The organism is Anaerobacillus sp. ABA4_114 (assembly GCF_056159065.1).
This window is the reverse complement of record NZ_JBSWUM010000002.1, coordinates 676685-702844: the sequence shown is the minus strand read 5'-3', so window position 1 is coordinate 702844 and position 26160 is coordinate 676685. Positions and strand designations below refer to the sequence as shown.

The following is a 26160-nucleotide window of genomic DNA, read 5'->3' as shown; positions in this document are numbered from 1 at the left end:
GAGCGATGGTTATGGAAAATAAGGTTTTAAGTGATTCCGAAATAAGAAAACAAACAGATTCCGAAGCAATGCTTCGTTTAGAGTATGACATTTTCACGCTATTTAAACATTATGATTTCTTTGCCCACCTTTTATCAAAGGCGATTAAACAAGTTGATTATCGAGTTCCTGTAGCTTCTATGAATATATCTAACTATAGAATGATCTTAAACATAAACCCACATGGTTATCTTTCATATCACAGGAAACAACGGATATTTATTTTAATCCACGAAATCAAGCACTTCCTTAATCTACATATCTCTCGCAGAACCGGCTACAAAGATTTCGCCCTAGCAAATGTTTGCATGGACATAGAGATCAATCAATTTATCGAGAATGACATAGCTGTAATGCCACCTGACTTGTTGCTTCCCAAACATTATGACCTACCAGAGAAGCTTACATTTGAACAGTATTATGAAATTCTGATAAATCGAGGAGAACAAATCGAAATGCCTGATTCTTTTAAGCAAGGATCTCATGGCAAACATTTAACAGATAATAATTGCCCCGAATGCGAAGGTTCTGGAGAATCCAAAGAAGAAGGCGACAATTCTGAATGTGAAAAATGCAATGGAACAGGTAGAAAAAGAACTGACGAACAGAGCGACTCATTAGCATCAGATTTCAAAGACTTACACCCCACTTGGGACGATGAAGGGACTCCTGATAACGAGGAAATTGCAAGACAGATTACGGAGAGCGTTGTTGAGGAAGCAGTTACTAATGCAGCTGGTAACATCCCAGGTATGGTAAAACATGAGGTTGAACAAATTCTAGATTCTAAAATTAATTGGAGAAAAGTAGTACGAAATTTTCCAGCCAAATTGATTGTTCCTAGAAAGAAAAGAACCTTCGCAAGAGAACATAGGGTTTTAGGCGATCTAGTAATGGGGAGTTACAAAATAAGAGAGCTCGAATTAGTTGTCTGTATAGATACTTCTCTTTCTATTTCTGAATCCGATTTATCTCAATTTAATTCAGAGTTAAAAACGCTTAAAAACTTAGGCGTTAATATCACAATTATTGAAATTGATACAAAGGTAAATGCTTGCTACACATTTAAAAGAAACATGGAACTAACAGTTGTAGGACGGGGAGGAACTGACTTCAGACCTGCATTTGATTATATTAACAATAAGTTGAAGCAAAAACCCGATGCAGTTTTCTTCCTTACTGACGGTTATGGTTGCGCCCCTAAAGATTTCAACATCCCATCCCTATGGGTCCTCACTAAACAAGGTGCTATTCCTTACGATGAAACAGGGAAGCCTATCGATTGGAAAAAAACACGATTTATCCGGATTGATAGTTGATTCTATTTACCCTTGGTCCAAACATCCAAGGGTACCCTCATCCATCCCCAATGATTCAATAAGAAATAAGAAAAAGACATACTAAGATTTAGTATGTCTTTAAAAAATCTTCTGAGATTGTCACTTCAAGAAAAACTTTCCCTATTACGTTATCTAATTTATACGGTCCGTAATTTCTGCTGTCTGAGCTATTGTTCCGATTGTCACCCATCACAAAAACCTCATCTTCCTTAATTGTAACCATCTTGTCCATATTATCAATCATTTCTTCTTTTATATAATTCTCATTTATTACAGAACCGTTCCTTACTAATGCGCCGTTTTTGATTATAATTGTATCCCCTTCAACCCCCACTACTCGTTTGATTAACTTTTTATCTCCATTATCAACTATCACGACGTCACCTATATCAGGACTCGAAAAATAGGATGTGACTTTCTCTATCAAAACACTATCTCCACTTTGAAAGGTCGGGACCATTGATTGTCCATGTACTTTAACACTATCTACAACTGTCCACTTCATAACAATCCCCGCAATAATTCCTATTGCAATAGGGAAAACCCAATTCCTAAAAAACTTCACCAAAACACCACCTTTTCGGTTCTACTACCTTCTCTTAGATTGAGGAAAAATTACCCCTTTTCCTTTTCTAATATCTTTTATTTTGTTAGTGTTCCGAAAATAGGAGGTTGATCTATGAATATTAATGAGTTATTAATCGACTTAATCCAAAGAGAATCTGAGGACACAGAGAGAAAATTAGTTTTATATATGTGCTATAAATTTTCTGGACAAATATTACCCGCTCATTCAAAAGATGAATATCTTCCACTTCTCTATATAAAGGAGAATTCAATCGTATTATTCTACCAAGACAAAACAATCGACACCTTCACCTATTCTTTTTCTGAGTACGAGGAGATTTTAATTATCCTTCAAAACATCTTTAAAGATAACGAAAATCTATATCTTTATTATCAACAGACAGAAGAGAAAAAGACTTATAGTGAAATAATGGATAAAATAGAACAATCGCTTGAGAACGAAGATATAGAATCGTTTAATCACTACTCAGCTCTATTGAAGGAGGATTAAGTTTGAAAGTAGCCATGATCGGTCCTATGGATATATCTAATTACGACCGTAAAGAAATTGAAAAATACTTAGACTTACTACTTATGGATGGCGGTATGGAAGAAGAAAGTGAAATTTTATTATTAGCTTATCGATCAATTGAACTTGCCGTCTTAAGTTATTTTTTAGAAAGACCACAATTAGCTCCCAAACTTCACGTCTACACTTTTCAAACTCTACAAAACTTGCCTGAAGAAATAAAAGGGTCAATCCAGTTCCTTTCCTCTCTCGGTACAAAGCATACATCGTTTAACATCAACACAAGTATTGTTCATGGAAGAGAAACATACTTAACTGCTTGGAATGCCATTCTGCAGAACGCCGATATGTTAGTGAGCTTTTACAATAGCAACCCAGAAGAGACTACAAAAATTTTAGCTCCGTTAGAGTTAGCTAAACAACAGAATATACGAGCAGATAAATACACCCTTCCTGGAAAGAGCTCTGACCTCTATAAAATGAGTGTGCGAGATAGAATCAAACAAGTGAATTAGAAAGAGGGCATAGTTCGTATGCCCTCTTTCTAACGTTTATTATTATTCATTATGCGCATAACGACTAGAAGCTGCTGCGCAGATGCCACAAAGGATGTCATCTAAGAATGTGTGTACCTCTCCTGGTTTTAAATCTTTATCATTAAATTCTCCGATAATTCCAGGCTTAATTTTATCCAAATAACCGAAGTTCGTAAGACCTATACTGCCATAAACATTTACTATGGATAGTGCTAGGATTTCGTCCGGACCGTACAGACCTTCATCAGAAGAGATAGACGATAAGATCGGTTCGTCAAATAATCCTTTTTCAACAGATTTGTCGATTTCAATGCCTGTTAAAACTGCATGTTGTACTTCCCTTTTATGTAAAACTGCATGTATATTTTCCAAAGCAATTTCCTCGGTTATATCAGTAGAATAATCTTTTTGAAGATCATAAACAATCTCACCGAGTCTCTTTAATTCAACTCCTCTACTTAAAAGAGCTTTTATAGTAGCTTCATACATAAACTCACCTCTATCTTAAATTATGAATTCATTTTTATTCATATTTATTTGTTTAAGCAAATAAGGGCTTTCCCTTTTTTCTCACTAACAGCAAAGAGGGATAAAGGTGATTTTTAAAAATACGATGACATCAGGAGGTTGTTAACATGCTTAAAATTTTCTCATTTACTTCTCAATTCTTCGTAAGCTTCGTTAGAATACTTATTGTAGGTTTCATTTCATCAATATTTGTCATTTATAACGTCGACAGCATTACTTCTTCAGAAATGGGTACAAGAACACTAGTCCTTATCACAGCAATTTGTACTGGGGTGCCTGTTGCATCGGTAGTATTTGTGGAGACCTTTTTCTTTTTCAGAAGACGCGACAAAAGAAAGGTAAACGATTCCAAAAAACGATTGAATAAAGTGAAAATATAATATAAAATTAGATAAACAATATCAATAAAACATATATTTTTATGAAATATATGTTTTTTTATAATAGGAGGCTACGTTAATGGAAACCAGTAAGGGACGTTGCCATCGATGCAGAAAAAGACCCGGAACCTATGAGTATTTACCTCTCTTTTTATGTGCACAATGCTCGTCTGTCTATAAAGTAGTCGGTCACCTTGAGAATAACTTGTATCCTTCAAATATAACTAAGAAGAAAACTGATAACTCACAAATTGCAACTCAACCTAAGGTTGCAAGCTCCGCAACACCGCTAAGGGCAACTCGACTTAAAACAAAAAAATCTAAATCAAGTTTATTAGAACAATACGGAAAAGATTTTACCAAACTAGCTTCAAAAAACCTTTTTGACCCCTTAATCGGTAGAGACAAGGAAATTGAACGTGTAGTGCGGATTTTAAACAGAAGGACAAAAAACAACCCTGTTATAGTTGGCGATCCTGGAATTGGTAAAACAGCTATAGTTGAAGGATTGGCTAAAAGAGTTGCTTCCAAAGAAGTTCCTTCAAACCTTAGAAACTTATCAATAATCTCTATAGATGTCGCTTCCTTACTTGCTGGAACAAGATATCGAGGGGACTTTGAAGAGAGACTAAATGGAATTATGGAAGAGGCAACCAAAAAGGATAACGTTCTACTATTTATTGATGAGATACATAACCTAATGGGTGCTGGTTCGTCATCTAACAATAAGATGGACGCAGCTAACATTCTAAAACCTTATCTTTCTAGGGGACAGATACAACTTATCGGAGCAACCACTTTTGAAGAATACAGAATGATTGAACAAGATACAGCTTTCGAGAGAAGGTTCCAACCCGTCAAAATGGAGGAACCCAATACAAAAGAAGCAATAAAAATCCTGAATGGGATCAAGCACAAGTACGAAATCTTTCACAACGTTAGCTATAGCGCTGAATCTATTGAGTCTTGTGTGAAACTCTCGGAGAAGTATATTAGCCATAGGAAACTACCCGATAAAGCCATCGACTTACTTGATGAAGTAGGTTCACGCGCTAGCTTAAAACGACCGAATCAGACAAACACGTTAGAAAGTGAAATTAACCTTCTTCACGATAAGCAATTATTGAATAGCGAGAAAGTAAAAGACCATCCAGCTGCAGCCAATAATCGAACTGAAAGAATTAAAAAAGAAATCATTCTTGCAAATGAAAGAAATAAACGTCTTGATATTACAGCAAGTGACATGGAGAGTATAGTGGAAGAAATGACTGGTATAGCAATTGATAAAATGGATCAAGATGATAGGCAATTATTATCGAATTTACACGATTCACTTTCAAGTTCAATTATCGGTCAACCTAACGCTATTGATGCTGTAGTAAAGTCAGTAAAACGAAATCGCTTGAACATTAGGAACCTTAGCAAACCGTCAGTCATGCTTTTCGTAGGTCCTACAGGTGTCGGTAAAACCGAATTAACAAAGTGCCTTGCGAAACATGTTTACGGTAGCGAAAAATCAATTATTAGATTCGATATGAGCGAATACATGGAAGCTAACTCTTCTAATAAGCTTATAGGATCCCCTCCTGGATACGTAGGACACGACCAACCTGGTCAACTAACAGAAAAAGTTCGGAACAACCCCTACTCCATTATATTGCTAGACGAGGTGGAAAAGGCTCATCCTATGGTACTAAACATGTTTTTACAGGCATTCGACGAAGGTAAAATGAAAGATTCAAACGGGAACATAATTAATTTTTCCCATTCTACCTTTATTATGACTTCAAATCTAGGCGCTGGAACATCACTTAAAATATCATTCAATTCTACAGAGCGTGATGAGAGGTTTAAGAATCATGAAGCGATCGCGTCCGCATTCACTCCAGAATTCAGGAACAGAATTGACGAAATTGTACCTTTTGAAAAGTTAACTCAAGACTCCGTGATCGTAATTTTAGAACAAATTATAACCAAGATACAATTGGGCTTAGAAAACAAAGGTTTTAGTTTATCTGTTTCCAAAGAGGCTAAGTCATGGTTAGCAAGTATGGGCTATGATGAACATATGGGAGCTCGAATGCTATCAAGAGTAACAACGAGAGAGCTCGAAGACAAAATCATTGATTACCTCTTAAATAATACTTCTGACCATATTTGTGTAGAGTATGATCAATCATTGGATGCTTTAACACTGAACGGCAATTGACCGTTCAGTGTTTTTTGTCTTAAAAATTGACTTTTTACTATTATCGAATAAATTAACTACATCGAAATGAGGTGAGTTTATGAGTATATCCAAGTTTTTTAAAACAGGGCTAATCACCCTTTGCACATTCGGTCTACTTACTACACCAGCCTTTGCAGCTACTAGTGGAACTAACGACGCAACTGTAAGCGTTTCTGGAGGAACACTATCTTTAACACCTCCCCCAAGCACAGCTACAATTACAGGAATAACACTAGATGGAACTACACAAACAACAAATTCAACAAATAATGTTGGAGGAGACGTGGTTATTAATGATCCTAGAGGTACGGGCGACGGTTGGAGAGTCCAAGTCTCAGCTTCTCAATTTACAGAAACTGTAGACCCAGGGATTCAACTACCGCTAAACAGCTTGCAGCTAGGAGGAATGACTATTGTAGCTGGATCAGGCTCAAACGGAAACCCTACATTAGTTAATGGTCCAACGTGGACAATCGATACAGGTTCAAATGTTACACTGCTAAGCGCAGCTTTAAATGATGGTATGGGTACATATAACCTTAAGTTCGACCCAGACGCATTGACACTTACCGTTCCTGCTTCTGCTAAAGCTGGTAGCTATTCAAGCACTATGACTTGGACTGTAGTTTCTGGACCATGATATGGAACGCACTAATAGTGCGTTCTTTCTTTTTTAGACTAAAGAGGACTTTTAACTATCCCCCCTCAACAATACAATAGTCACTTTTAAAAGGAGCGTATTCATTTTATGAAAATATTGTTTAAGGTACTAGCCACTTTAATTATATCTGTTCCATTAATCGCACAAACCACTTACGCCGAATCTTCAGGAACTCTACCTTTTTCCATAACACCTGAAATTGAATCTAATCAAAAAAAACATGTAACAGGGTATTTCGACCTCGATGTAATTCCAAATCAAACTTACAACTTGAAAGTTAATATTACCAACCTAAGGAATAAGAAAGTACATTTGATTGCCAAGCCCACAAACGCACTTAGTTCTCCTAGTGGAGGAATCCAATATATTGAGAAAGATAATACTCCAGATTCAACTTTGAGCGATACTACATATGCAATAAAGGAGAATATAGACATAACTGAAACAATTACATTAAAAGCAAGGGAAACAAAGAGCATACCGTTTAAAGTAACTATCCCCAAAGGTGCTACCGGAGTATTACTCGGTGGATTAAATTTTGTTGAGAAAAACCCTTCAAGCGAGGACGAAATTGACACGAATAATAAAGACGTTTCTTTTGTAATTAAAAATAAGGTTGCGTTTACGATGGCAATTAAGCTCAACACAAACCAACCAGAAGAAACTAAGGTCTCATTTACAGATACCTCGATAGAAGTTATACCTGCTGGTCCCCTACTCAAAATAGGAATCAATAATCATAACGCAACCATAACCGAAGATATAAAAGGCACATTCCGAGTGTTTGATAGCGCCAATGAAGAAGTTTTTAACGGAAAATTTGGCTCATTCAAAATGGCTCCAAAATCGTCGATCAAATACCCTGTTTTCTGGAGAAGTGATACGTTTACTCCTGGAGACTACACAATTGTAGTTAAAGGTGAACATAAAGGCGAAGAAATCTCCTTTGAAAATGATTTCAAAATAAAGAACAATACAGTGAAAACATACTATGAGCAAACTGGGTATACCCCTCCCAAACCAATGTTCTTTTCCATGCCATGGTGGGGATGGGGATTAATTGGTGTAGGATCTATTCTCTTCATTTTTATTGGTATACGATTTGGAGTTAAAAAAGCAGAAAGACGTATGGAAGATATCCTTAACTATAAAGAAGTAGACAATGACAATGAATAACAAGACCGCATTTTGCGGTTTTTTTTAGGCTTTTCTTACTTTTTATTAAAGGAATCTCTAACACATATTTTCGGAGGTTAGTTTCCATGAATACATATTTGAGTTTCAAAGCATCTATAGGCAATAATAAACCAGATACTGTTCTAAATAATACGGACTACTGCCCTTTCTGCGATCTAATTAATTTGAAAAAGACAAATAATGTTCTGTTAGAAAAAGGCGAGAAAATTTTCATAGAAAACAAGTACCCTGTAGTAAAAAAATCTTACCCTATTGTATTTATTGAAGACAGTTCTTGCGACTTAAACATTTCAAATTATCCAAAGGAAAAGCTATATGACGTCATATCAACTTTTATAGACAACTGGTTAGAATTAGAGAATTCAAGCCAATTCAAATCCGTTTTAGCTGTTAAAAACCATGGTCCATTTTCTGGAGCAAGTATAAAACATAGTCATTGCCAGCTTGTAGGTTTTTATGAACATGATTGTTTTGCAGACATCAAATCATCAGACTTTAGAGGAATAAACATAATCTCCAATGATTCTTTAGTATGGAACATATCAACGAAACCTAGAAGTGAATTCTACGAATTCAACTTAATCTTAAAAAAAACTAGCTCATTCAAACTGTTCTGTGATTATTTACAAATAACAACCAACTATATATTAAATCATCTAAATACCAAGTACAGAAGCTTCAATTTAGCTTTCTATCATTACAACGGAGATATTATAGTCAAAGTCATTTCGAGAGGTCCATCAAGTGTATTTCTATTGGGATATTCTTTAAGCCAAGTACCTGACAACATCAAAGAAATTTCAACTGACATTCAACTAAAATATAATCTTACTTAATTATTTTAAAATATATGAATAAATCTTTGAATTTGAAAGATAATATTCATACAACTGAATAGTTGTAATCTTATTTAAAGGAGTTTTGTATATGACAAACGCTAGATCAAACAACTCTAACCAACTTGTAGTTCCAGGTGTATCGCAAGCTATTGACCAAATGAAGTACGAGATTGCTACCGAGTTTGGTGTAACTCTTGGTCCAGATACTTCATCCCGTTCAAATGGTTCTGTGGGCGGAGAAATCACAAAGCGTCTTGTACAAATGGCTGAACAACAGCTTGGCGGAAGATAGTCAATTCTTTTTATAAAAACCACCCTCTTGTTGACCTAAGCCCTTATTTTGAGGAAACTTAGGTCTTTTTCTATTTGGAAGTCTCCCGTTTGCTGAACAAGGTCTAATCAATTTATTTCAAAAGGATAGAGTGATGCGCTCTATCCTATTTATGTTTTTTTGCTACCGTCATAACTTCCTACCAAACACAAAGGAAACTTCTTTGGTATGTACAATTTACTTAATAACAAAGAAGCAAGCTAATGCATAAATGATAGACATAATTAGATACACAAATATCGATGGCGATTCACTACGATTGAAATTGACATTGTGAATTTTAGATAAGGTGGTGGGCGAATTTTGGATAAAATGAAATCTACTTTGGAAAAGGTCAAAAAATCTACGTTACTTTATGAGTTAGAAATGCTGCATGATGACTCCCCTAACATCTCAACACACGTAGGAGGAAAACCCTATCTTTTAGTTGATGAAAAGCAACCCTCCTGCTCTATATGTAAAGACATGATGAAGTTTGTTTTTCAAGTTAGGATTCCAGAAGATAACGACATTACTTTATATTCCTTTTATTACTGCTTCACTTGTTGCAAAACAAGTGGCGACAAGGGTTTTGAAATTAAAATACATAAGAATCCCACTACAGAGAAAATGCGAAAGAAGATCCGTGTTTCACAACCATATCCATATGGAGAATTCTACTTAGAGGCATTTTGGAACTTTCCAAGCTCTGATTCATTGTATGAGATCGAACCCTCCATTGCTGAAGAATTAGCCAAGATTTATGGCGATGATTGGGAAGACTTATATAAAAAATCAATTGCCGAAAATTACGAGACTCTACCATTCGAACCTTATAATTTTTACTCCGGTTACCCTAACTTTCTTGAAACTCCCCATTTTCCAATATGCGATTGTTATAAGCATATGGATTTATGGATGCAGTTAGACACACAGGAACATTTCAATATGATCTGGGGAGATTTTGGTTGTCTTTATATATTTAAATGTCCTAAAGATAACAAGTTTCAAATCCTTGTTCAACAGTAAGACCGCTACTTTAGCGGTCTTTATTTATATGCAAAAAGGGGTACTCCCTCATCCTGGAGCACCCCTTTTTTATTAAGTTATTCATTTGGCTTTATTATATCTACCCAATTTTTAATTATCAATATACTGTGACCACTTTTTTAACAAAATATTTGCATTACAGGACTTTTTATTTATTTTGTAGAAAGGGGGAATGGAATTTGAAGAAACCCTGCAAACTACACTCTTTAATTAATTTATTGTACATAATACGGCTTAAATCCGACTGCCCTCTACTGCTTAACAATAGATAAAAATTGCTTTTATGGTTTTAAAAACAGTTTAACTCTTAATGTAAAAAGACTATATGTCTAATCATTTTAAATGGAGGTGAAAATTATGTCTCAAGAAAATTACTTAAAAAATATAGGAAGGAAACAAATATCAAAATCGTGGTCTGGAACATTTGATCAATATTTTAAAATAGCGATAAACAATCCACATGTTGCTCAAACTTCGATTCAAAGGATTTATAACATGATTCTAAGCTATGGAACTTCACAAGACCAAAATAACAAAACTACCTATAACTTTTTTGAAGGTAAGATGTTTGGATCCGAAAGACAAATTGAAGAAATTATGACTTACCTCAAGGCAGCTTCTATGGGATTGGATATAAAGAAGCGCGTCTGCCTTTTGCTCGGTCCCCCAGGAAGCGGAAAATCAGTATTCCTTTCCCTTTTAAAGAAAGGGTTGGCAAAATACTCTCGAACCAATGCCGGATCTTTATATGGCATAAAAGACTGCCCTATTCATGAAGAACCTCTTCACCTCATCCCTGAAGAAGATCGAGAAGAAATACACAGAAAATTTAATATTAAAATAGAGGGAAAACTATGTCCTGTATGTCAATATCGGTATGATAACGAATGGAAACAAAACATTAATAATGCCGAAGTGGAACGTATTTATATTGATGAAGAAACCAGAACGGGAATAGGTACCTTTGCACCTTCTGAAAGTAACGAAATGGAAGAACTGTATGGTTCAGTTGACCTAAGGAGAGTACAGAATTATGGGAATGCTGGGGATGTTAGAGCTTTTGATTTCAATGGAGAGTTACATAGCGCAAATCGTGGAGTAATGGAATTTATAGAGGTGTTAAAAGCAAACCCCTCCTTCCTCCATGTATTGCTAACCCTCGCAGAAGAACAAAGCTTTAAGACACCTAGATTCCCACTCCAATTTGTAGATGAATTGTTGATCGCACATACAAATGAAGGTGAGTTCGAAAGATTTATATCTGAGAAAGAAAATGAGGCTGTAGTAGACCGCCTATACATAGTAAGAATGCCATACAACATGAATTACAAACATGAAGAACAGATATACCATAGCGCCCTTAAGACTAAGTTAGTTGTCAAAGGCATCACTGTTCATCCAGACGCCATCCGCTTAGCCAGTAAATTCGCAATCGAAACACGAAAGAATGATAACCCCTTGCGTTCAGGTATGGGCGGGATATCCCCTCGATTCATTTTAAACACTTTAGGTATAGCTCTTGTTAATGCAGTTGACTCTGTTGTTACTCCTAAAGTGATGATAAACACATTGAGCGACCAGATCTATCACTACCCCGTTCTCAATACAGACCAGAGACAAACATATCTTGGTTACTTGAAAGATTTAGAAGAAGAACTGAATTCTGCAACAGCCAAAGATGATAAGCAACCCAAAGGTAGTAACGACCTGGGACACGATCCGTTTGACCAAGTTATAGGAAATGATTAATATTTTTATTGTTTACTTGTATTGTTTTTACTCTAAGGTTTCGTAAGATATTGGGGGTGGTGGGTTGGTGAGGAAAGAGCATACTACCCCCTTCCCAATGAAAAGGGTAGGCTCTAGGCTAAAAATATTGAGGTTTGGAGCCATTGTATGAGTGCTTCGCAACATAGTGTTCCTTTCGCTTGGATTATTAAAGCTTTTAAGGAAGTCATCCAGGTCCCGCTTTACTGACCGTTCCACCACAGAACACACTATGACCTACCTTGCCTTACGACAACGGGGACGGGTATATATGCATACATAAACAGAAAGCACAAATACCCTCACACCATTTTGGTATGAGGGTATAAATATCCTTGTGTTCTACTTATATTGCTCTGGAAAGCTAATGCCCCTCTAACGGGCGACGCACCGCTCGGAATACACCAATTAACTTGGGAAGCGGGGTGGGTACCATCCACATCTAACACAAAATGTTAGCATTCTTTGCTGATCTTATATTAAGACCATCATCACTTGTTGGCGCCCCTATCGCTGGGCATGATGATTAGGTTGGCGATACGTTATCGAATTAGTATATAGGATCATCATTTGGTTAGCAGTTTTAGTGCATATAAAAAAGACTCGATCCTCTTCCCGATCCAGTCTAAAAAAGGGCATAAATACCCCTGTAACGGATGAGGAAAAGGTTAAAAAGAGTGACTTCACCACTTAACCTTCTACGGTTATATTATAACCAAATATCATTTATCCTGTCCACATAAATTCTAAAAAACATTTGTTTTATTGTTTTTTATCGAAAAAACCCCTTTATAAACCCTCAAGGCAAAGCCCTTTACATATTAAATTACAATAAAACATATAAAAAGTTAAATTTATATTGGAAAAGGTATTATTTTTTGAATTTTATTATGCTAAAATGCTTTCAAATACACTTCGGTCACCTAATAGGGGGAATTCTTATGTTTAGAGATTTTCGTAAACTGGTTAAAGCAAATGGTCATAGGGGATGGAGACTTGAAGAAGAGGAAGGCGAAATCTATCTCTCGAAGTTCGATACGAATTTTAATGATGACGAATATAGGATTTTTGCCCGCAAATCAGAAGGTAAACTCCACATTATCAAAGGAATAAAGATCAAAGGCGATGGGAAAATTAGACCTCTCAGCAAAAAGCACCAAGTCATGAAAGTGGCTCTTCAAATATCTGACGAATTTAATACTAAATCACGCAACGTAGCCTGAACACCCTATCCTAGAAGGCAAAAGAATATGGCATGATCTAAACAATTAATTCCGACAAAAAAAGATAGTAGGGATATTTAATCCTTACTATCTTTTTTATATGTATATGTGTGTTTATAACAAATAGGGTGGTTTTACGAGACCAGAGTTAATCTTGCTCTATTTCTTTCTTTATATTCAGCTAAAAAGGACTCTAACTTCTCTTTGTTGTGTATGTAGTATCCATCCGAATCTTTCTTATGGTACGCAGTAACTAAATCATATTTTTGGACCTTACCCTCACTTACCTCTAAAAGAAAGTCCTCCCCTTTATTCATTCCGGTCGTTTTCTTATCCACCGTAAGAATTAAGGCAGAACCTCCTATTTCCAATACCTTATCAATGAACAATTGGCTATCCAATTGAATAGCCAGCCTGCTTGTAAATTCATTGTTATGTAAAGAGTAAGTTCTCTTAATTATGTTTGGGTTTTCAATCACCCTTTTAAAGTCTAAAGGGAGTGAATTTATACACCAAAGATAGTGGGCAAATAAAAAATCCGGCATATCCATCATCAACTGTATAAAACTCTTGTGTTGTCTCTTTAAGTATCTTGCTATAGTCGGGATTTGATATGAAGCGTTTATAACCTGTTGGAGATCCAGTGACTCAAAAGAATTTTTTCGATACCTGAAAAAAAGGTCCTGCAAATGTTTGTCCATCATTCCACCCGCTTTTTAACATTTTATTAAATTATAACAAAATCATATGTTTTTTTCATTAAATAATAAAAACGGTGTTAGAATTTACAAAAAATATTTATTTTTATATAAAAAGAGGTGGTTATTTGATTAATGATGTTCGATTGATGGGTTTTTTTGGTGCTGATCCAGAAGAAAAAGAAACTTCAAATGGTTTTAAATATGCACGATTCCCTCTCTCTTTGTATCGGTCTGGAAGTCAGCAGCGCGGAAATTGGATTCAATGTGAAGCAGGATTTCGTACTGGAGAAATTGTTTTAGAATTGGGTAAAAAGAGAGAAAGGGCAATTATTGAAGGTGAATTAAGAGTTGATACCTGGGAATCAGAAGAAAAGGAATTTCGAAGCCGAACCTACATTCGTGTTAAAAGGGTCATCTTTCCTGATATTAAAATGACCAAATCCATTACGACTAATAGTGAAAGCGAGAATCGCATAGAAGATACTGGTGACGTTTCTATAAATACTTCTCAAGATACTCCAAAATCGCAAGGTGAAAAGGCTAACCCTTCTACCATTACTCCAAATAAGGATCCATTTTCAGGTTTGGAATTCGAAGATTTTGACCTTGATTCATAAAAGAGCGAAAGCTATTAATAATTAGCTTTCGCTCTTTTTAGTGTATTGTTCAACTTTGTACTTAGTCTTTTACAATCACTTATATTTCCACTCTGTAAACCTAGATATAAATCTTGTTTTAATTGAATTATGTCTTTTTTCATCTCAGTATTAAGCCCTTCCATAATTTCAGTTGAGTTTTCTATTGTATTTAATATGGACGTTTTAATTTCTTGATAAGCTAAGAGTTTTTGATTAAACTCCTCTAAGTGATTTAGGACTTCTTCAGTGCTATGCAAAGGATCTTCTTGAATATTTGTGTTGATTTCCTCTTTATATTTACCTAAATCATTGATTTGGTATGCGAATTCATGAGGATAGTAATTACTTTCACTTATAATTGAAACCCCGTTTGCTTTTACATCTTCTAATCTCTCCAGCGCTTTCTCCCACTCACTTTCACCTTGTTTCATCCTTGCCATTAGTTGAACGTTCATGTCCATATACTTCTCCAATTCCTCATTGATCTCTTCTTCTTCGTAATCCTCTCGCGTAACTCGTTCCAATATTTCCAATCTAAGCTTTTCACATGATATAATTTCTTTTTTTGTTTCGCCATTAAAACCATTTTCATCAAAGGCTTTATCTTTCACTTTTACGATGTATTTCTCTCTATTGTCTTTTTTAATATTTATTCTTTCTTGCAGTAACTTCTGTTTACGAATCTTGTTTATCAGAAGAGTTAAAAACAATATTAGAACCGCTAACACAAAATAATAATACGTCATTCTTATCACCCCAGCTATTTCTAACATAATAAAAAAGAAGCCGCTAGGTTATAGCAGCTTCTTTTACAACCAAGGTGGTGTCTCTTCATTAAAGCCACTCGTACTTTTAGGTAGTGAAAGAAATATCTGTTGTAGTTTAAGCCCTTCTTTCATTTGGAACTCTTCCCTGCTCTTTTCATCTTCTATATGAAAACCTATTGAAAAAATCCTCATAACCTGTTCTGCAAATTTAGCAGCCCGAACACTGGTCATTGTATACGTACTCGCCTCATCTATTAACCACTCCATCTGGTAGTCGACTTCTTTGTTGAAGTAGGTATTATGTTCTGAAAGGTAGTTGAAAAACGGACGATATTCGTCACTTAGTTCCTTGTATATGTATTTATTAGCGAAATCCATGCTGACACCAATATTTCTGATAAAATTTTTAGCAATTATTGAATTATCGGTAGGACCATTGCCAGCTTCGTCCACTAACATTACCGCCATACTCTCCTTTACGTCTTTTGAAAGCAGGTCAATAACCTTTCTTGCTGTATAAGCTTTCACGATCCTATCTGTACTCTCATTTTGACTTTTATTTTTGGATTGAAGATGATTATAAACCAAATCACTCTTGTCCTCATACTCATCGAATTGTTGAGTATTCAATTTAGACTGATTAGCAAATTCCAACATATCTGTTTTAGTAAACGACTGAACATTTTCCTTTGCATATTTTGCAAAAACCTCTTTTAGGATTTGTACCTCTTCTTTCTTATGTTGAATGGAATCATTGTAGTTACTTGGCGTATCCAACTCCTCTGCATGAAATTCCTTAATAGCTCGTTCCAGGACTGCAATCCTCATTTCTTGGAAAATAATCTTTTCTCCAATTGTAATCATCAGTAAAAATTCATTCGTGAATACTTGCGACGTTTCATCCAACACGCCTTCTTTTCTTACCATTTCTGTAATTTTGTTTATTTCTTTATTATATTGCCTATCCGTAACCATATTTAAGTCCTCCTTCTTTTCCCTAACTCCTCCAACTCACTCAACCAATAACCTCTGTGCTCTAATGTAGGAATATTTTTAGTGAAATACATTCTTATCGAATTTTTATTTTTGAATAGTTCGTACAACCATTCACCAGATTCTGTTTTAGAGCCGAAAAAATAATGATCACCTATCCTACCGATATCAAATATTTGTACTCCCCATTGACTATCTCTTAATTCAAAAGACGCATCATCTTTTATTCTCACACCAGTATTTGCTTCAAATTTCAGAATCGCTTTCAGAATCGCTTTATACCTATCAAACCCATTTTCCTTTGAATGGCGGTCCAAATCTAATCTCAAATTCATCCTCAGCACCCCTTTTAATTGCATTATAAAATATGAAAAGTTATTTTTCACGACTTGGTATTGAACAATTATGTTATATTTATCATTAAATAATATTTTTTATTAATATATGGAGGTTAGTATGAGCGAGGAAAAGATATGGAAATCAGAAGAAATTTCAGAAGACAAAGCAAGATACCTCTCTTCAAATTTGGAAAGAGTTTATAAGGACTTCCCTTTGCCAATCTCAAAATTGCTACTTTCGATTGGGATAGACAACCCAAATCAGGCGTATCAATATTTAAAGCCTACACCAATGCAATTACATAACCCCTTTCTTTTGAAAGATATGGAAAAATCAATACATAGGATAAATCAAGCTATTAATAACGGTGAAAAAATTATTGTACACGGCGATTATGATGCTGATGGTGTGACCACCACAGCTCTTTTCATTGAGGGTTTTAGACTCCTTGGTATTGATGTGGACTATTATGTACCTAATCGTTTTGAGGATGGTTATGGGTTAAACATCAAGAATGTAGAGAAATTCGCTAAAGAATACGATTTAATTATTTCAGGCGATACAGGGATTAAAGAATTCGACACTTCCAAAAGAATTAAACAGACGGATGGCGCAGCGGACTTAATTATAACCGATCACCACGAACCATTGGTTCTAAAAGGAAATGAACTTAGCGAAGCTCCAGAATCGGGCGTTAAGGAATTATACGGCGAGGACTATATTATTTTACCGGATGCCTTCTCTGTGATAAATCAACATCGTCTAGGTGATCCTTACCCAAACAAATCCTTATCCGGAGTTGCAGTAGTATTTAAACTCTTTGAAGCTCTATTTATTTCAAGAGGCGAAAACCTAAACCCACTCTACAACCTATTAGACTTGGTAGCGATAGGTTTGATAGCGGATCTTGTTCCACAATTAGATTTTAAAAAATCTAGCCACGAAACAATTATTGATTTCGAAGTTCGCACAATGAGTCATTATGGGATAAACATCATGAATAAGAAACCCAAGCCATGGTTGGGCGCTATAAAAGAAATTACCGGAATTGATGAAGATATTAATTCAGGTCATGTTGGTTTCCGCATCGGTCCATTGTTTAATGCTCCAGGTAGACTTGAAGATCCCACACCTGCTGTTGAGCTATTAATTGAGAGAGACTACGAAAAAGCTTTTGAAAAAGCTAAAGAGTTACGCGATATAAACGAATTGAGGAAGAAACAAACATCTGATGGTTGTAATGAGGTATTCTCATCTTTTGAAGCGGTTGGAGAAGAAGCCTATGATTTTGGAATATCCGTACAGTCGGATTCATTCCATATTGGTATTGCAGGACTTGTAGCTAGTAAGCTTTGCCAACATTACTATCGCCCTTCTATAGCTCTCGCCCCAGTAGAAGTTGATGGAAAGACGGTATTAAAAGGAAGTGCTCGCTCTATCCCAGGAATTCATGTTCTTAACATGATGCAAAAGGTTCAGCGTGTAATTGGACCATTTGTTCACGGAGGGCACTCTCAAGCAGCTGGTATGACGTTAGAACCAGAGAGATTTGAGGAATTTAGAGATGCCTTTAGAGAGGCTTGCTCAGAGCACGAATCAGAAGCATTCACTCCGGTTCTATCCTATAATGCAAAAATAGAATTGGAAGATGTGACGTTTGAGATGATTGATTACCTTAAAATGCTCGAACCATTTGGACAAGGTAACAGAGAACCTCTTTTTAGAACAGATGAAGTTGAAATTAAAGAATTTAAGCCGATCATGGAAGGCAAAGGATGCATTATTACTGTAACCGATGGCACCCAAAAAATAAAAGGCATTAAATTCTCTGACGGAGAAGCAATTTCCGCAAAATACGAAAATGCGCTCTTGAATAGCCCCGGAAATCCTAAAGCCAATATCTTATATAAAGCACAGACCAATACCTTTAGAGGCAATACCACTCTTCAACTAGGTATAGAAGATATTCGGTTTATTTGAGAATTTAGAAAACCTGTTTAAGAAACAGGTTTTTTATTTTTGAAAAAAACGATTAAAAAATTGCCAAGAAATACCATATGTTGTAAGTTATTTTCGGCGAGGAGGTGTTTCTTTGAATATTACCTACAATGAATGCACTTCATGTTATCAACCCTTAGAAAAGGATGACATTGAACTTAATAAAACTCACGAAAATCATTACTACCCTATATGTAAGAACTGTTTAACCAAATCAACCACCCGAATAATGAAAATAGCAAACAAAGAATCGTAGTTATAACTTCTGGGAACCAGAAGTTTTTCTTTTCCATTTCTTTGACAATTTGGTTGGTGCACTAGTAAACTCTTCGAAATGTTTTGGAGGAGGTGCGCTTTGAAACCATTACGAGAGAAACTTACATATAAAATGTTCATACAATTATATAAAAAAGAAAATAAATCTCTAGAAGAAATAGGCGAACTGTATCAGGTGTCTCGACAACGTGTGCACCAATTAAAAAAGGAGTATGAAAATATACACGGCAGTATTGTGAGGCGAAAAGTGATTGATCCTCTCACACTGAAAAAGTTTCTAGATAGAAATTTTACTGTTGAAGAGATAGCTAACCGGTTTAATTTGAATCGCAGCAGGGTCACAAGGATGATTGCAAAGTATCAAAACGACTTTGAAAAAGGCGTCATACCGATTAAATTAGAAGTTAAAAAATCCACAGATATAATATCCGCTAAAGATTTAGATGAACTTTATAATAGTGAACTATTAACAGATCATGAAATAGGTAAGATATACGGATTTTCACCTTCTTTAGTAAACTCGTTGAGGAAAAAATATGGCATACATTCGCGGAAATCCAAATCGTACCGAAAGCTACCAAAAAAGTTAACCAGGGAAGTATTTTTGGATATGTATTTCCGCAAGAATAAGAGCGTTAAGGAGATAGCAGAACAATTCGACAGTAGCATTTACGCTGTTTTACAACTAAAAAAAGAATATTTAAGCGAAGAAAAAGGAGCATAATAATATGCTCCTTTTCAAATAAACCATATGAAGTTTTGCTATTGTTTACCTCAAGTCTTCTGGTTTAGTAGGATCAATAAGGATGAGCTTTGCACCAATTTTTTTAGGATCAACTTTTTGACTATATGCAGCTCCGTAGATTGTATGTAGAATTTTTAACGCTGTTTCGTGCTCTAGGTTCTCAAGTTTAATTAATACTATTTTTTTATCTTCAATTAGGTCTGCAACAAAGAAAGCATCTCTCTCATCTTGAGGTTCTACCAACCTACACCTTACTGTAGCCTCTTTAACAATCGCTGAGCTAAGTTGGTTTGAATTACTTGCAGACTCTTCCTTCGTTTCACTCAGACCCCTCTTCAATTTAAAATCATGAAGTTTGTCTTGCACATTATTTTTTTCAGCCTTAGGAGCTGTTTCTTGTTTATCATGTGCTTCGTCAGACGGATTAACTACTTTAATAAAATCTTTTACAAATCCCTTCATATCCTCATGCCTCCTTAATGTTTTTGTTTTTTATTGATTTTTCCAACAAAGTTGTTAGTATTTCTTCGAGGTGATGCTTATGTCTTATTACGACAACTTTATCCCAGGGCAATGGGTTGACCACATCGACACTAATGATTTTGTGGATTTGAATAAAAAACCTTTTTTTAAGAGCCCCTATTTTTTATGTATTCCTACAGAAAAAACCAATTCCCTTTTAAAAGAGGCAACTACGTTAATACATACTGAAACTAGAAACATCGAACCTACCCCTTCATCTATGCGAGATACCAAACATGATAAAAACTCTGCACTAAATCAATTGATTCCAGGTGTCCAAGATAAAAGTTTAAAAAAACGTTATGGATTCAGCGAGACCCCCAGAGATCTGCTAGGGTATTACCGCTTTGACAAGTATCCTGAAATCCCCAAAATGAAAACCGTTTACGATATCTTTGAAGATATTTCTACTAGTGAGTTTCAAAAATTGTTCAAAATTGATTTAATTAAATATGCTCCTTCTAACTTTACACCCAGCCTTATACATCCCGATGTACGCAAAATTGCACTCTATGGGACGAAGGCAATTATCAAGGATAAGAAAGATTATTTGAAGTCATTAGAAAAGCATTTAAAAACAACTGAATGGATAGAAAGAAGAATTCTTTTTAATGAGGAAATTGATGCTCTCAAAGAGTTAGAGAAATTCTGTAAAAAGCATGGGGTGGATGTCTCAACACCTGCTAATTCAGCTGAAAAAGCCATTAGTGTATGTTACTTAACAATCTTAGCATCAGTAATTGAAAACCCCTCAGTCCCTTTCTCTTTAACTCAGATCATACCGTTTATAGACATCTTCATACACGCAGACATTGAGAACGAGGTGATAAGCGAAGAAAGTGCTCAAGAGTTAATAGACCACTTTTATATAAAGTTATGTTTGATACGCTTTGTAGTCTCCCCCTCTATACCAATTCATCACAAAGCTGAACCGTTCTTTATGGGTGAAACTTTCGGAGGAACGTATATTACCAAGACCACTTATCGTTTTCTTCACTCTGTAAAAAACTTTAATTTACACCCTTTCTCCGTGAGAATTCTAGTTGATCCTTCAACACCACTGCCATTTAAAGAGTTCTGTGAAGAATTATTAAAACAAAGAATACCAGTAACATTCTTTAGTACGAGGATATTTAAAAATAAGAAAGACCAGTGTATATTCCCATATGGACAAGCGGGTATACCAGGCGAAGATATTGTACTGGACGGCGGGAGCTGTGACCTAGAAAAATTGTTATATCTCTCTATTAACGGTGGCAAATCCACAGAAGGAAAAATCAATCTTGCTTCTATTACACAACCACTACGCACTGATGACTTCTCACTTGATGATGTAATGAGGAGATTTAAAGATTTTTCACAGCATATTTTAACGCTATATGCTGAAATGATTAATGTCCTTTTCTATTTGAATGAGACCCACTTGAAATTGACTATTCGCAAATCCTTAATGAACAATCTTAACTACTACAAAGCTCAATTTGGTTTCAGTAACTTCTCCACCTTTCTCAAGATCTTATCCGCTGTTAAAGAAGGCAACTTCAATGTTGTTAGAGATAACAAAGGGAGAATAGAAGAAGTTGAGGTCTTGAAAGAACAAAAAATAGACCCTTCCCTTCCATCTCAAATATCATCATTCATATTAAAGGAACTAAAGAGAATTCCTATACATAAGAACGGAAGACCTTTCATCAGATTCTATGATAAAGAGATGTTAGACCTGTCTCAAACAGAAGATGGTCTATTCGAAAATACGATAGCACCGGAATACATCCCCGCCCTCTTCCCTAAAAGCCTACATAATGAAAACTTAGCGATAGGGTTCGATGATATCGAACAACTTATTAAAAATAATATTACCGAAATAAATATTTCTACTAACCATTCCATATCGAACAAGAACGGGATTTTGTATAGGTGAACACATAAATTAGATATGTAATATTGTAATTTTTAACAATTATAATATTACATATCTTTTTATTAATAAATTTTTGTTTTCATGTATAATGACCTTAAAAAGAAAATCTAATGAGAGAGGTGTGTTTTATGGAAACTGTAAATATCCAAACTGCCAAAGAACGTATTTTAAGTACACTAGCAATCAGCGAAACACTAGAGGACTTGAATTTAGGAGGTAAAATAAATCCTAAGTCTATAAAAAACAGCCATATTAAAGTTAATTCAGACGGTACAGTACAATATGGAAATATCGATCACAGCCCAAGTACAGAGATATCTCAGGGAAAATGCTATTTTCATAACGAAAATGGGCACAAAAATTCCCACCTAACTTTATACAAAGAAACTAATACGGCATACTGCTATTATTCAGGTTGCCCTGTTAATGATCACAATTTAGATCTAATTGAACTTGTAGCATGTTTAACTAACGAAATTGAAGTTTTCCAAATTAAAGATCGTGATGACCATGATGGAAAAAAAGCGTACATGAACGCACTAAACTACTTGATAAATGAATATGCAGACGAATTAAATATCCAATTACAAGGCAAAGGAGAGAAACGAGAGCTCACAGAAGAAGAAATCACGCAAAAGATACGTCAAACGTCAGCAGAATACTACCATTGGTTGTTACTGAACCACGATAAGCGAGAAGATGCGTGGAATTACTTATTGGAAAAACGTGGATTCAAATCAATTGATAAACATAAGCTTCTTGAACTCGTTAAAACCTATAAAGTTGGGTTTTCACCTGCAGCATTTGGAGACTATTCAAAAGGTACAAAAACGAACATTAAGATGCTCTACAATCATCTATTGAAAAAAGGTTACTCTAAAGAACAAATGCTCAAAGCTGGAGTAATCAAGGAATACAAAGATTCTGTTAGGGATACAGTCTTAGACTCAGTAGTTATACCCTACTTTTCTAATAGAAAGATTGTTAACTTCTACTCTCGCAGCATGAACCCAGAGTACGGTCATAACCGTTTATCAGGAAAAGTATCTGAGCCTGTAAATTGGAGTGTTGCGAAAAAGAATGAAGAGATTATCTTTCTTGAAGGTGAAATGGATTGGTTTACATTACTTTGTCTAGATATTGATAACTCAATCACTGCAAGAGGTACTAACGGTCTAACACCAGAACATATTCAAATGATCAAGAATTACAGAGATCAATCTAAGGAAAAGTTCTGTCAGACAGTTTACCTATGTCTTGATCCAGACGGACCAGGTAAAGCTGCTATCGCGAAAAAAGGACAAGAATTAGTAGATGCAGGATTTGTGGTAATGGTAATTCGTTTAGTAGACACAGATCCAAACGAGTTATTGCAAAACCACGGAACTGAAACAAAGGCTATTTTCGAAAAATACAAAGAACAAGCAGTAAGTTACGAGGCTTTCATGGTTGTTGACAAACTAGAAGGAAAAGACCTGTCTACGAACACTAAAATTTTCACTGAGCTGAAAAGAGTCTATCCTTATTTAAGACGAATTCCTAGGGAACTAAGAGGTGTGTTAGCTCTAGAAGTAGCTGACATTACAGGTATCAATGTAGAGTTGTTACAAGCCTCTTGGCTAGGAGCTAGTCGCGAAGATGAAATAGTTAAAGGGTTTGAAGAAGCTAGTGACAGAAGTTGGATGCTAGTTACAGAATCTCCGGAACTTTACTCCACCATACACGAACAAGGTATTAGGAATGTGGTTCTCCTTGAAGATAATCATGATTTATTCATCGAGAAATTCAAAGGCATTACCGCCTCCTCTATCGCAATTGATAATGAAATGTCACAAGAAGGGAGAAATGCAATCCTAAGTGAGTTGAAAGATTGTAATTACAAAGCCTTTATAGGTGATATTGAAGAAGTAAAAAATTCAAGAGTTCGAGAATTCATTAATTTCTTGGCTCCAATAAGCGAAATTAATACTTATCGTACAGCATAACCCCAAATATTTTGGGGTTTTTTTTCTTGCAATTTTATTTACATGCTAAAATTTTTCCACTAAGGAGGTGGTTCTAATGAGATACCCCAAATTTTGTTACAACCGAACCGGTGATTTAGATAAATTTGATAAGAATAGAATAACTAACGCCATACTAGGAGCATTTGAAAGTGCAGACGAAGGGAACCTATATATAGCTCAAAGGATAACTGCTTCTATTGTTGAGAAGATTATTCAAACATATCCTAGAGAGATCCCTGAGGTTGAAAAGATTCAGGATATAGTAGAAGAAACTTTGATGGCATACAATTTTAAAAAGTCAGCTAAAAACTATATCATCTATAGAAACCTACGGACACAGGAAAGGAGCGCTTAACTAAAAAAACATGAAGGCTAGCCTTCATGTTTTTTTCTCACACTTATTTTTTCAAACAACTTTTCCACGTTATCTCCGAAGACCAAAGATAGTGTGCCAAATTTATAGGATAGTATAATGTAACTGAATGCACCTAAGCAAACTCCAACTATTACGTTTATTATAGCGGTAGTATAATCGGAACTTGTTAGAATTGCATCAGAAAGTTCATTTATTATCAGTAGCAACATCGCCATAATAAAACCAAACTGAAATACTTTCAGGGTAACTTCTTTGATTTCATGAAAACCAAACCCAATAACCTTATTAATAATATAGAAATTTATTGCGATAGAAATCAAGAAACCGATGTTAGTGCTTATGATGGCTCCTAAAGAGCCCCACAATACTATGAAAAAGTAGTTTGTAAGTAGTTTAAAAGAGAACCCTAAAAACAAACTCACAACTGCCTCTTTTTGTTTATTAACCCCCTGTAGTATTGCTGCAGTTACAATGAATAATGCAAATAATAGCGATGTAGGCGCATGCCATGTCATGACGTATCCACCCAAATCCGCATTTTGAAGTCCGAATAACATCACGAATATTGGTTTTCCTAATAGTGATAGACCGATACATGATGGCACGATTAAAAATATTATGATTTGTAATATCTTCTTGATTTTCCCTTTAAGCTGTACCCACTTTTTTGAGGTGTAAGATTTTGTTATAGCCGGAACAAGGGTTAAACCGAATGCAGTTGCCAACGAGACAGGTATTAATATTACTTTTTGAACCAATGCGATAATTGAGTTCACCCGCTCAGCCTCAACTAATTCATACCCTACTTGAGAACTAGTTAATGCTGCATTGATTATGAACGTATCTGCTATTTGAAATAATGGCAGAGCTAACCCTATTATCACAAATGGTATTGCGTATGTAACAAGTTCCTTATACATCTGTACCAAAGACAGGTTAGGTATGTTTTTACTAGAATTTATTTTTTCTTTAAAGTAACTTCTTCTTTTCACATAATAAATCACCAATATGACAAGCCCCGCCAAACCGCCAATGAATGCGCCAAATGTCGCGAACCCTACAGCTTTTGATATTTCTCCTGAATTGATATAGATGATTATGAAGCTCATCAAAAGAATAAACATGATCCGAACGATCTGCTCTATAACTTGCGACACAGCAGTAGGACCCATCGATTCGAACCCTTGAAAATAACCTCTCATCAGACTCATTATGGGTATTATTAAGAGAGCAAAACTGACCATTTTTATAACATAAATCACATCACTTACATGATTTCCTGTTTTAGAACTTCCATCTACTAATAATTCAGCTATATATGGTGCAGAAAAATAAAGTGTAGTAAAAGCGATTAAACCAGTAACACCCATTACGACCAATCCTGATTTAAAGAGGCGGTTACTTGTCCTATAGTCCCCTAGCTCATTGTACTTAGCTACAAACTTAGACATCGCTAATGGAACGCCCATTGTCGAAATGCTTATCATTAAGATGTATGGTTTATAACCATATTCAAAAAGTATATATCCATTCGTCCCAACAATAAAAGTAAAAGGGACAATATATATAAAACCTAATATCCTTGAGATTGTACTTGCGAGAGTTAATATAAATGTGCCACGTATTAAGTTGCTCAACTACTTCAACACCTTTTCTTTTTGGGTACGACCAGTATAAAAACT

General features: G+C 35.3%; 26 protein-coding genes. 18 read left to right on the top strand and 8 right to left on the bottom strand.

Annotated features, from left to right (window positions below):
• The first annotated feature begins 11 nt into the window (after window positions 1-11).
• Window positions 12-1358: a vWA domain-containing protein gene (locus tag ACXAEY_RS25395; RefSeq protein WP_474816373.1), complete on the top strand. Its 1347-nt coding sequence runs from the start codon at window positions 12-14 to the stop codon at window positions 1356-1358.
• An 88-nt stretch (window positions 1359-1446) separates the two neighbouring features.
• On the opposite strand, the gene lepB is transcribed toward ACXAEY_RS25395, so the two are convergent.
• The gene (gene lepB, locus ACXAEY_RS25390; protein WP_474816371.1) at window positions 1447-1944 is read right to left on the bottom strand and encodes a signal peptidase I; all 498 of its coding nucleotides are present in this window, start codon (window positions 1942-1944) and stop codon (window positions 1447-1449) included.
• A gap of 114 nt (window positions 1945-2058) precedes the next feature.
• Between lepB and ACXAEY_RS25385 the strand changes: the two genes are divergently transcribed.
• Both ACXAEY_RS25385 and ACXAEY_RS25380 read left to right on the top strand, forming a co-directional pair.
• Complete coding sequence (locus ACXAEY_RS25385; protein ID WP_474816369.1) at window positions 2059-2457, top strand: hypothetical protein; 399 nt, start codon at window positions 2059-2061, stop codon at window positions 2455-2457.
• 2 nt (window positions 2458-2459) lie between these two features.
• On the top strand, window positions 2460-2990 hold the full coding sequence (locus tag ACXAEY_RS25380; protein WP_474816367.1) for a hypothetical protein: 531 nt from the start codon (window positions 2460-2462) through the stop codon (window positions 2988-2990).
• Between the two features lie 42 nt (window positions 2991-3032).
• Here the strand turns inward: ACXAEY_RS25380 and ACXAEY_RS25375 are convergent, their stop codons facing one another.
• Window positions 3033-3500: a phosphatidylglycerophosphatase A family protein gene (locus tag ACXAEY_RS25375; protein ID WP_474816365.1), complete on the bottom strand. Its 468-nt coding sequence runs from the start codon at window positions 3498-3500 to the stop codon at window positions 3033-3035.
• 146 nt (window positions 3501-3646) lie between these two features.
• On the opposite strand from ACXAEY_RS25375, the gene ACXAEY_RS25370 reads away from it, so the two are divergent.
• The 9 genes from ACXAEY_RS25370 (at window position 3647) to ACXAEY_RS25330 (ending at window position 13196) form a co-directional block, all read left to right on the top strand.
• Window positions 3647-3919, top strand: coding sequence for a hypothetical protein (locus tag ACXAEY_RS25370; RefSeq protein WP_474816364.1), 273 nt, complete (start codon window positions 3647-3649; stop codon window positions 3917-3919).
• A gap of 79 nt (window positions 3920-3998) precedes the next feature.
• Window positions 3999-6128: an AAA family ATPase gene (locus ACXAEY_RS25365; RefSeq protein WP_474816362.1), complete on the top strand. Its 2130-nt coding sequence runs from the start codon at window positions 3999-4001 to the stop codon at window positions 6126-6128.
• 79 nt (window positions 6129-6207) lie between these two features.
• Entirely contained in the window at window positions 6208-6789 is a 582-nt protein-coding gene (locus ACXAEY_RS25360; RefSeq protein WP_474816360.1) for a WxL domain-containing protein, read from the top strand.
• A gap of 108 nt (window positions 6790-6897) precedes the next feature.
• Window positions 6898-7986, top strand: coding sequence for a DUF916 domain-containing protein (locus ACXAEY_RS25355; RefSeq protein WP_474816358.1), 1089 nt, complete (start codon window positions 6898-6900; stop codon window positions 7984-7986).
• A gap of 86 nt (window positions 7987-8072) precedes the next feature.
• Entirely contained in the window at window positions 8073-8843 is a 771-nt protein-coding gene (locus tag ACXAEY_RS25350) for a DUF4931 domain-containing protein (RefSeq protein WP_474816357.1), read from the top strand.
• A gap of 91 nt (window positions 8844-8934) precedes the next feature.
• The gene (locus ACXAEY_RS25345) at window positions 8935-9138 is read left to right on the top strand and encodes a small, acid-soluble spore protein, alpha/beta type (protein WP_474816355.1); all 204 of its coding nucleotides are present in this window, start codon (window positions 8935-8937) and stop codon (window positions 9136-9138) included.
• A 351-nt stretch (window positions 9139-9489) separates the two neighbouring features.
• Entirely contained in the window at window positions 9490-10185 is a 696-nt protein-coding gene (locus ACXAEY_RS25340; protein WP_474816536.1) for a DUF1963 domain-containing protein, read from the top strand.
• Window positions 10186-10563: 378 nt separating this feature from the next.
• On the top strand, window positions 10564-11955 hold the full coding sequence (locus ACXAEY_RS25335; protein WP_474816353.1) for a hypothetical protein: 1392 nt from the start codon (window positions 10564-10566) through the stop codon (window positions 11953-11955).
• A gap of 959 nt (window positions 11956-12914) precedes the next feature.
• A complete protein-coding gene (locus ACXAEY_RS25330) occupies window positions 12915-13196 on the top strand; it encodes a hypothetical protein (RefSeq protein ID WP_474816352.1) in 282 nt (93 codons plus the stop codon).
• 134 nt (window positions 13197-13330) lie between these two features.
• On the opposite strand, the gene ACXAEY_RS25325 is transcribed toward ACXAEY_RS25330, so the two are convergent.
• Window positions 13331-13897, bottom strand: coding sequence for a hypothetical protein (locus ACXAEY_RS25325; protein WP_474816350.1), 567 nt, complete (start codon window positions 13895-13897; stop codon window positions 13331-13333).
• Window positions 13898-14022: 125 nt separating this feature from the next.
• On the opposite strand from ACXAEY_RS25325, the gene ACXAEY_RS25320 reads away from it, so the two are divergent.
• Window positions 14023-14514 (top strand): single-stranded DNA-binding protein, encoded by a 492-nt coding sequence (locus tag ACXAEY_RS25320; RefSeq protein ID WP_474816348.1) that lies wholly within the window; start codon window positions 14023-14025, stop codon window positions 14512-14514.
• A gap of 14 nt (window positions 14515-14528) precedes the next feature.
• On the opposite strand, the gene ACXAEY_RS25315 is transcribed toward ACXAEY_RS25320, so the two are convergent.
• The 3 genes from ACXAEY_RS25315 to ACXAEY_RS25305 all read right to left on the bottom strand — a co-directional run bounded on the left by ACXAEY_RS25315 (window position 14529) and on the right by ACXAEY_RS25305 (window position 16630).
• Complete coding sequence (locus ACXAEY_RS25315) at window positions 14529-15281, bottom strand: hypothetical protein (RefSeq protein ID WP_474816346.1); 753 nt, start codon at window positions 15279-15281, stop codon at window positions 14529-14531.
• A 63-nt stretch (window positions 15282-15344) separates the two neighbouring features.
• Window positions 15345-16277, bottom strand: coding sequence for a hypothetical protein (locus ACXAEY_RS25310; protein WP_474816345.1), 933 nt, complete (start codon window positions 16275-16277; stop codon window positions 15345-15347).
• A 2-nt stretch (window positions 16278-16279) separates the two neighbouring features.
• Window positions 16280-16630 (bottom strand): hypothetical protein, encoded by a 351-nt coding sequence (locus ACXAEY_RS25305; RefSeq protein WP_474816343.1) that lies wholly within the window; start codon window positions 16628-16630, stop codon window positions 16280-16282.
• Between the two features lie 121 nt (window positions 16631-16751).
• Between ACXAEY_RS25305 and ACXAEY_RS25300 the strand changes: the two genes are divergently transcribed.
• Both ACXAEY_RS25300 and ACXAEY_RS25295 read left to right on the top strand, forming a co-directional pair.
• A complete protein-coding gene (locus ACXAEY_RS25300) occupies window positions 16752-18614 on the top strand; it encodes a single-stranded-DNA-specific exonuclease RecJ (protein ID WP_474816341.1) in 1863 nt (620 codons plus the stop codon).
• Between the two features lie 373 nt (window positions 18615-18987).
• On the top strand, window positions 18988-19632 hold the full coding sequence (locus ACXAEY_RS25295; protein WP_474816339.1) for a sigma factor-like helix-turn-helix DNA-binding protein: 645 nt from the start codon (window positions 18988-18990) through the stop codon (window positions 19630-19632).
• 45 nt (window positions 19633-19677) lie between these two features.
• On the opposite strand, the gene ACXAEY_RS25290 is transcribed toward ACXAEY_RS25295, so the two are convergent.
• Window positions 19678-20115 carry a cell division protein SepF gene (locus tag ACXAEY_RS25290; RefSeq protein WP_474816337.1) on the bottom strand — a complete coding sequence of 146 codons (438 nt, stop codon included), beginning with the start codon at window positions 20113-20115 and terminating at the stop codon, window positions 19678-19680.
• Between the two features lie 79 nt (window positions 20116-20194).
• Between ACXAEY_RS25290 and ACXAEY_RS25285 the strand changes: the two genes are divergently transcribed.
• The 3 genes from ACXAEY_RS25285 to ACXAEY_RS25275 all read left to right on the top strand — a co-directional run bounded on the left by ACXAEY_RS25285 (window position 20195) and on the right by ACXAEY_RS25275 (window position 24457).
• The gene (locus ACXAEY_RS25285; RefSeq protein WP_474816335.1) at window positions 20195-22096 is read left to right on the top strand and encodes a pyruvate formate lyase family protein; all 1902 of its coding nucleotides are present in this window, start codon (window positions 20195-20197) and stop codon (window positions 22094-22096) included.
• Window positions 22097-22224: 128 nt separating this feature from the next.
• Window positions 22225-24081, top strand: a complete 1857-nt coding sequence (locus ACXAEY_RS25280) for a toprim domain-containing protein (protein ID WP_474816334.1) — start codon at window positions 22225-22227, stop codon at window positions 24079-24081.
• A gap of 76 nt (window positions 24082-24157) precedes the next feature.
• On the top strand, window positions 24158-24457 hold the full coding sequence (locus ACXAEY_RS25275; protein ID WP_474816332.1) for an ATP cone domain-containing protein: 300 nt from the start codon (window positions 24158-24160) through the stop codon (window positions 24455-24457).
• Window positions 24458-24474: 17 nt separating this feature from the next.
• Here the strand turns inward: ACXAEY_RS25275 and ACXAEY_RS25270 are convergent, their stop codons facing one another.
• Entirely contained in the window at window positions 24475-26115 is a 1641-nt protein-coding gene (locus ACXAEY_RS25270; protein ID WP_474816330.1) for a putative polysaccharide biosynthesis protein, read from the bottom strand.
• Between the last annotated feature and the right edge of the window lie 45 nt (window positions 26116-26160).

Bases quoted from the DNA above. Each gene is read 5' to 3' on its own strand.
- ACXAEY_RS25360 (WP_474816360.1), top strand. From the start codon at position 6,208: ATGAGTATATCCAAGTTTTTTAAAACAGGGCTAATCACCCTTTGCACA.
- ACXAEY_RS25285 (WP_474816335.1), top strand. From the start codon at position 20,195: ATGTCTTATTACGACAACTTTATCCCAGGGCAATGGGTTGACCACATC.
- ACXAEY_RS25365 (WP_474816362.1), top strand. From the start codon at position 3,999: ATGGAAACCAGTAAGGGACGTTGCCATCGATGCAGAAAAAGACCCGGA.
- ACXAEY_RS25310 (WP_474816345.1), bottom strand. From the start codon at position 16,277: ATGGTTACGGATAGGCAATATAATAAAGAAATAAACAAAATTACAGAA.
- ACXAEY_RS25375 (WP_474816365.1), bottom strand. From the start codon at position 3,500: ATGTATGAAGCTACTATAAAAGCTCTTTTAAGTAGAGGAGTTGAATTA.
- ACXAEY_RS25280 (WP_474816334.1), top strand. From the start codon at position 22,225: ATGGAAACTGTAAATATCCAAACTGCCAAAGAACGTATTTTAAGTACA.
- ACXAEY_RS25370 (WP_474816364.1), top strand. From the start codon at position 3,647: ATGCTTAAAATTTTCTCATTTACTTCTCAATTCTTCGTAAGCTTCGTT.
- ACXAEY_RS25395 (WP_474816373.1), top strand. From the start codon at position 12: ATGGAAAATAAGGTTTTAAGTGATTCCGAAATAAGAAAACAAACAGAT.
- ACXAEY_RS25330 (WP_474816352.1), top strand. From the start codon at position 12,915: ATGTTTAGAGATTTTCGTAAACTGGTTAAAGCAAATGGTCATAGGGGA.
- ACXAEY_RS25300 (WP_474816341.1), top strand. From the start codon at position 16,752: ATGAGCGAGGAAAAGATATGGAAATCAGAAGAAATTTCAGAAGACAAA.
- ACXAEY_RS25340 (WP_474816536.1), top strand. From the start codon at position 9,490: ATGAAATCTACTTTGGAAAAGGTCAAAAAATCTACGTTACTTTATGAG.
- ACXAEY_RS25290 (WP_474816337.1), bottom strand. From the start codon at position 20,115: ATGAAGGGATTTGTAAAAGATTTTATTAAAGTAGTTAATCCGTCTGAC.
- ACXAEY_RS25325 (WP_474816350.1), bottom strand. From the start codon at position 13,897: ATGGACAAACATTTGCAGGACCTTTTTTTCAGGTATCGAAAAAATTCT.
- ACXAEY_RS25305 (WP_474816343.1), bottom strand. From the start codon at position 16,630: ATGAATTTGAGATTAGATTTGGACCGCCATTCAAAGGAAAATGGGTTT.
- ACXAEY_RS25385 (WP_474816369.1), top strand. From the start codon at position 2,059: ATGAATATTAATGAGTTATTAATCGACTTAATCCAAAGAGAATCTGAG.
- ACXAEY_RS25355 (WP_474816358.1), top strand. From the start codon at position 6,898: ATGAAAATATTGTTTAAGGTACTAGCCACTTTAATTATATCTGTTCCA.
- ACXAEY_RS25335 (WP_474816353.1), top strand. From the start codon at position 10,564: ATGTCTCAAGAAAATTACTTAAAAAATATAGGAAGGAAACAAATATCA.
- ACXAEY_RS25315 (WP_474816346.1), bottom strand. From the start codon at position 15,281: ATGACGTATTATTATTTTGTGTTAGCGGTTCTAATATTGTTTTTAACT.
- ACXAEY_RS25345 (WP_474816355.1), top strand. From the start codon at position 8,935: ATGACAAACGCTAGATCAAACAACTCTAACCAACTTGTAGTTCCAGGT.
- ACXAEY_RS25350 (WP_474816357.1), top strand. From the start codon at position 8,073: ATGAATACATATTTGAGTTTCAAAGCATCTATAGGCAATAATAAACCA.
- ACXAEY_RS25275 (WP_474816332.1), top strand. From the start codon at position 24,158: ATGAGATACCCCAAATTTTGTTACAACCGAACCGGTGATTTAGATAAA.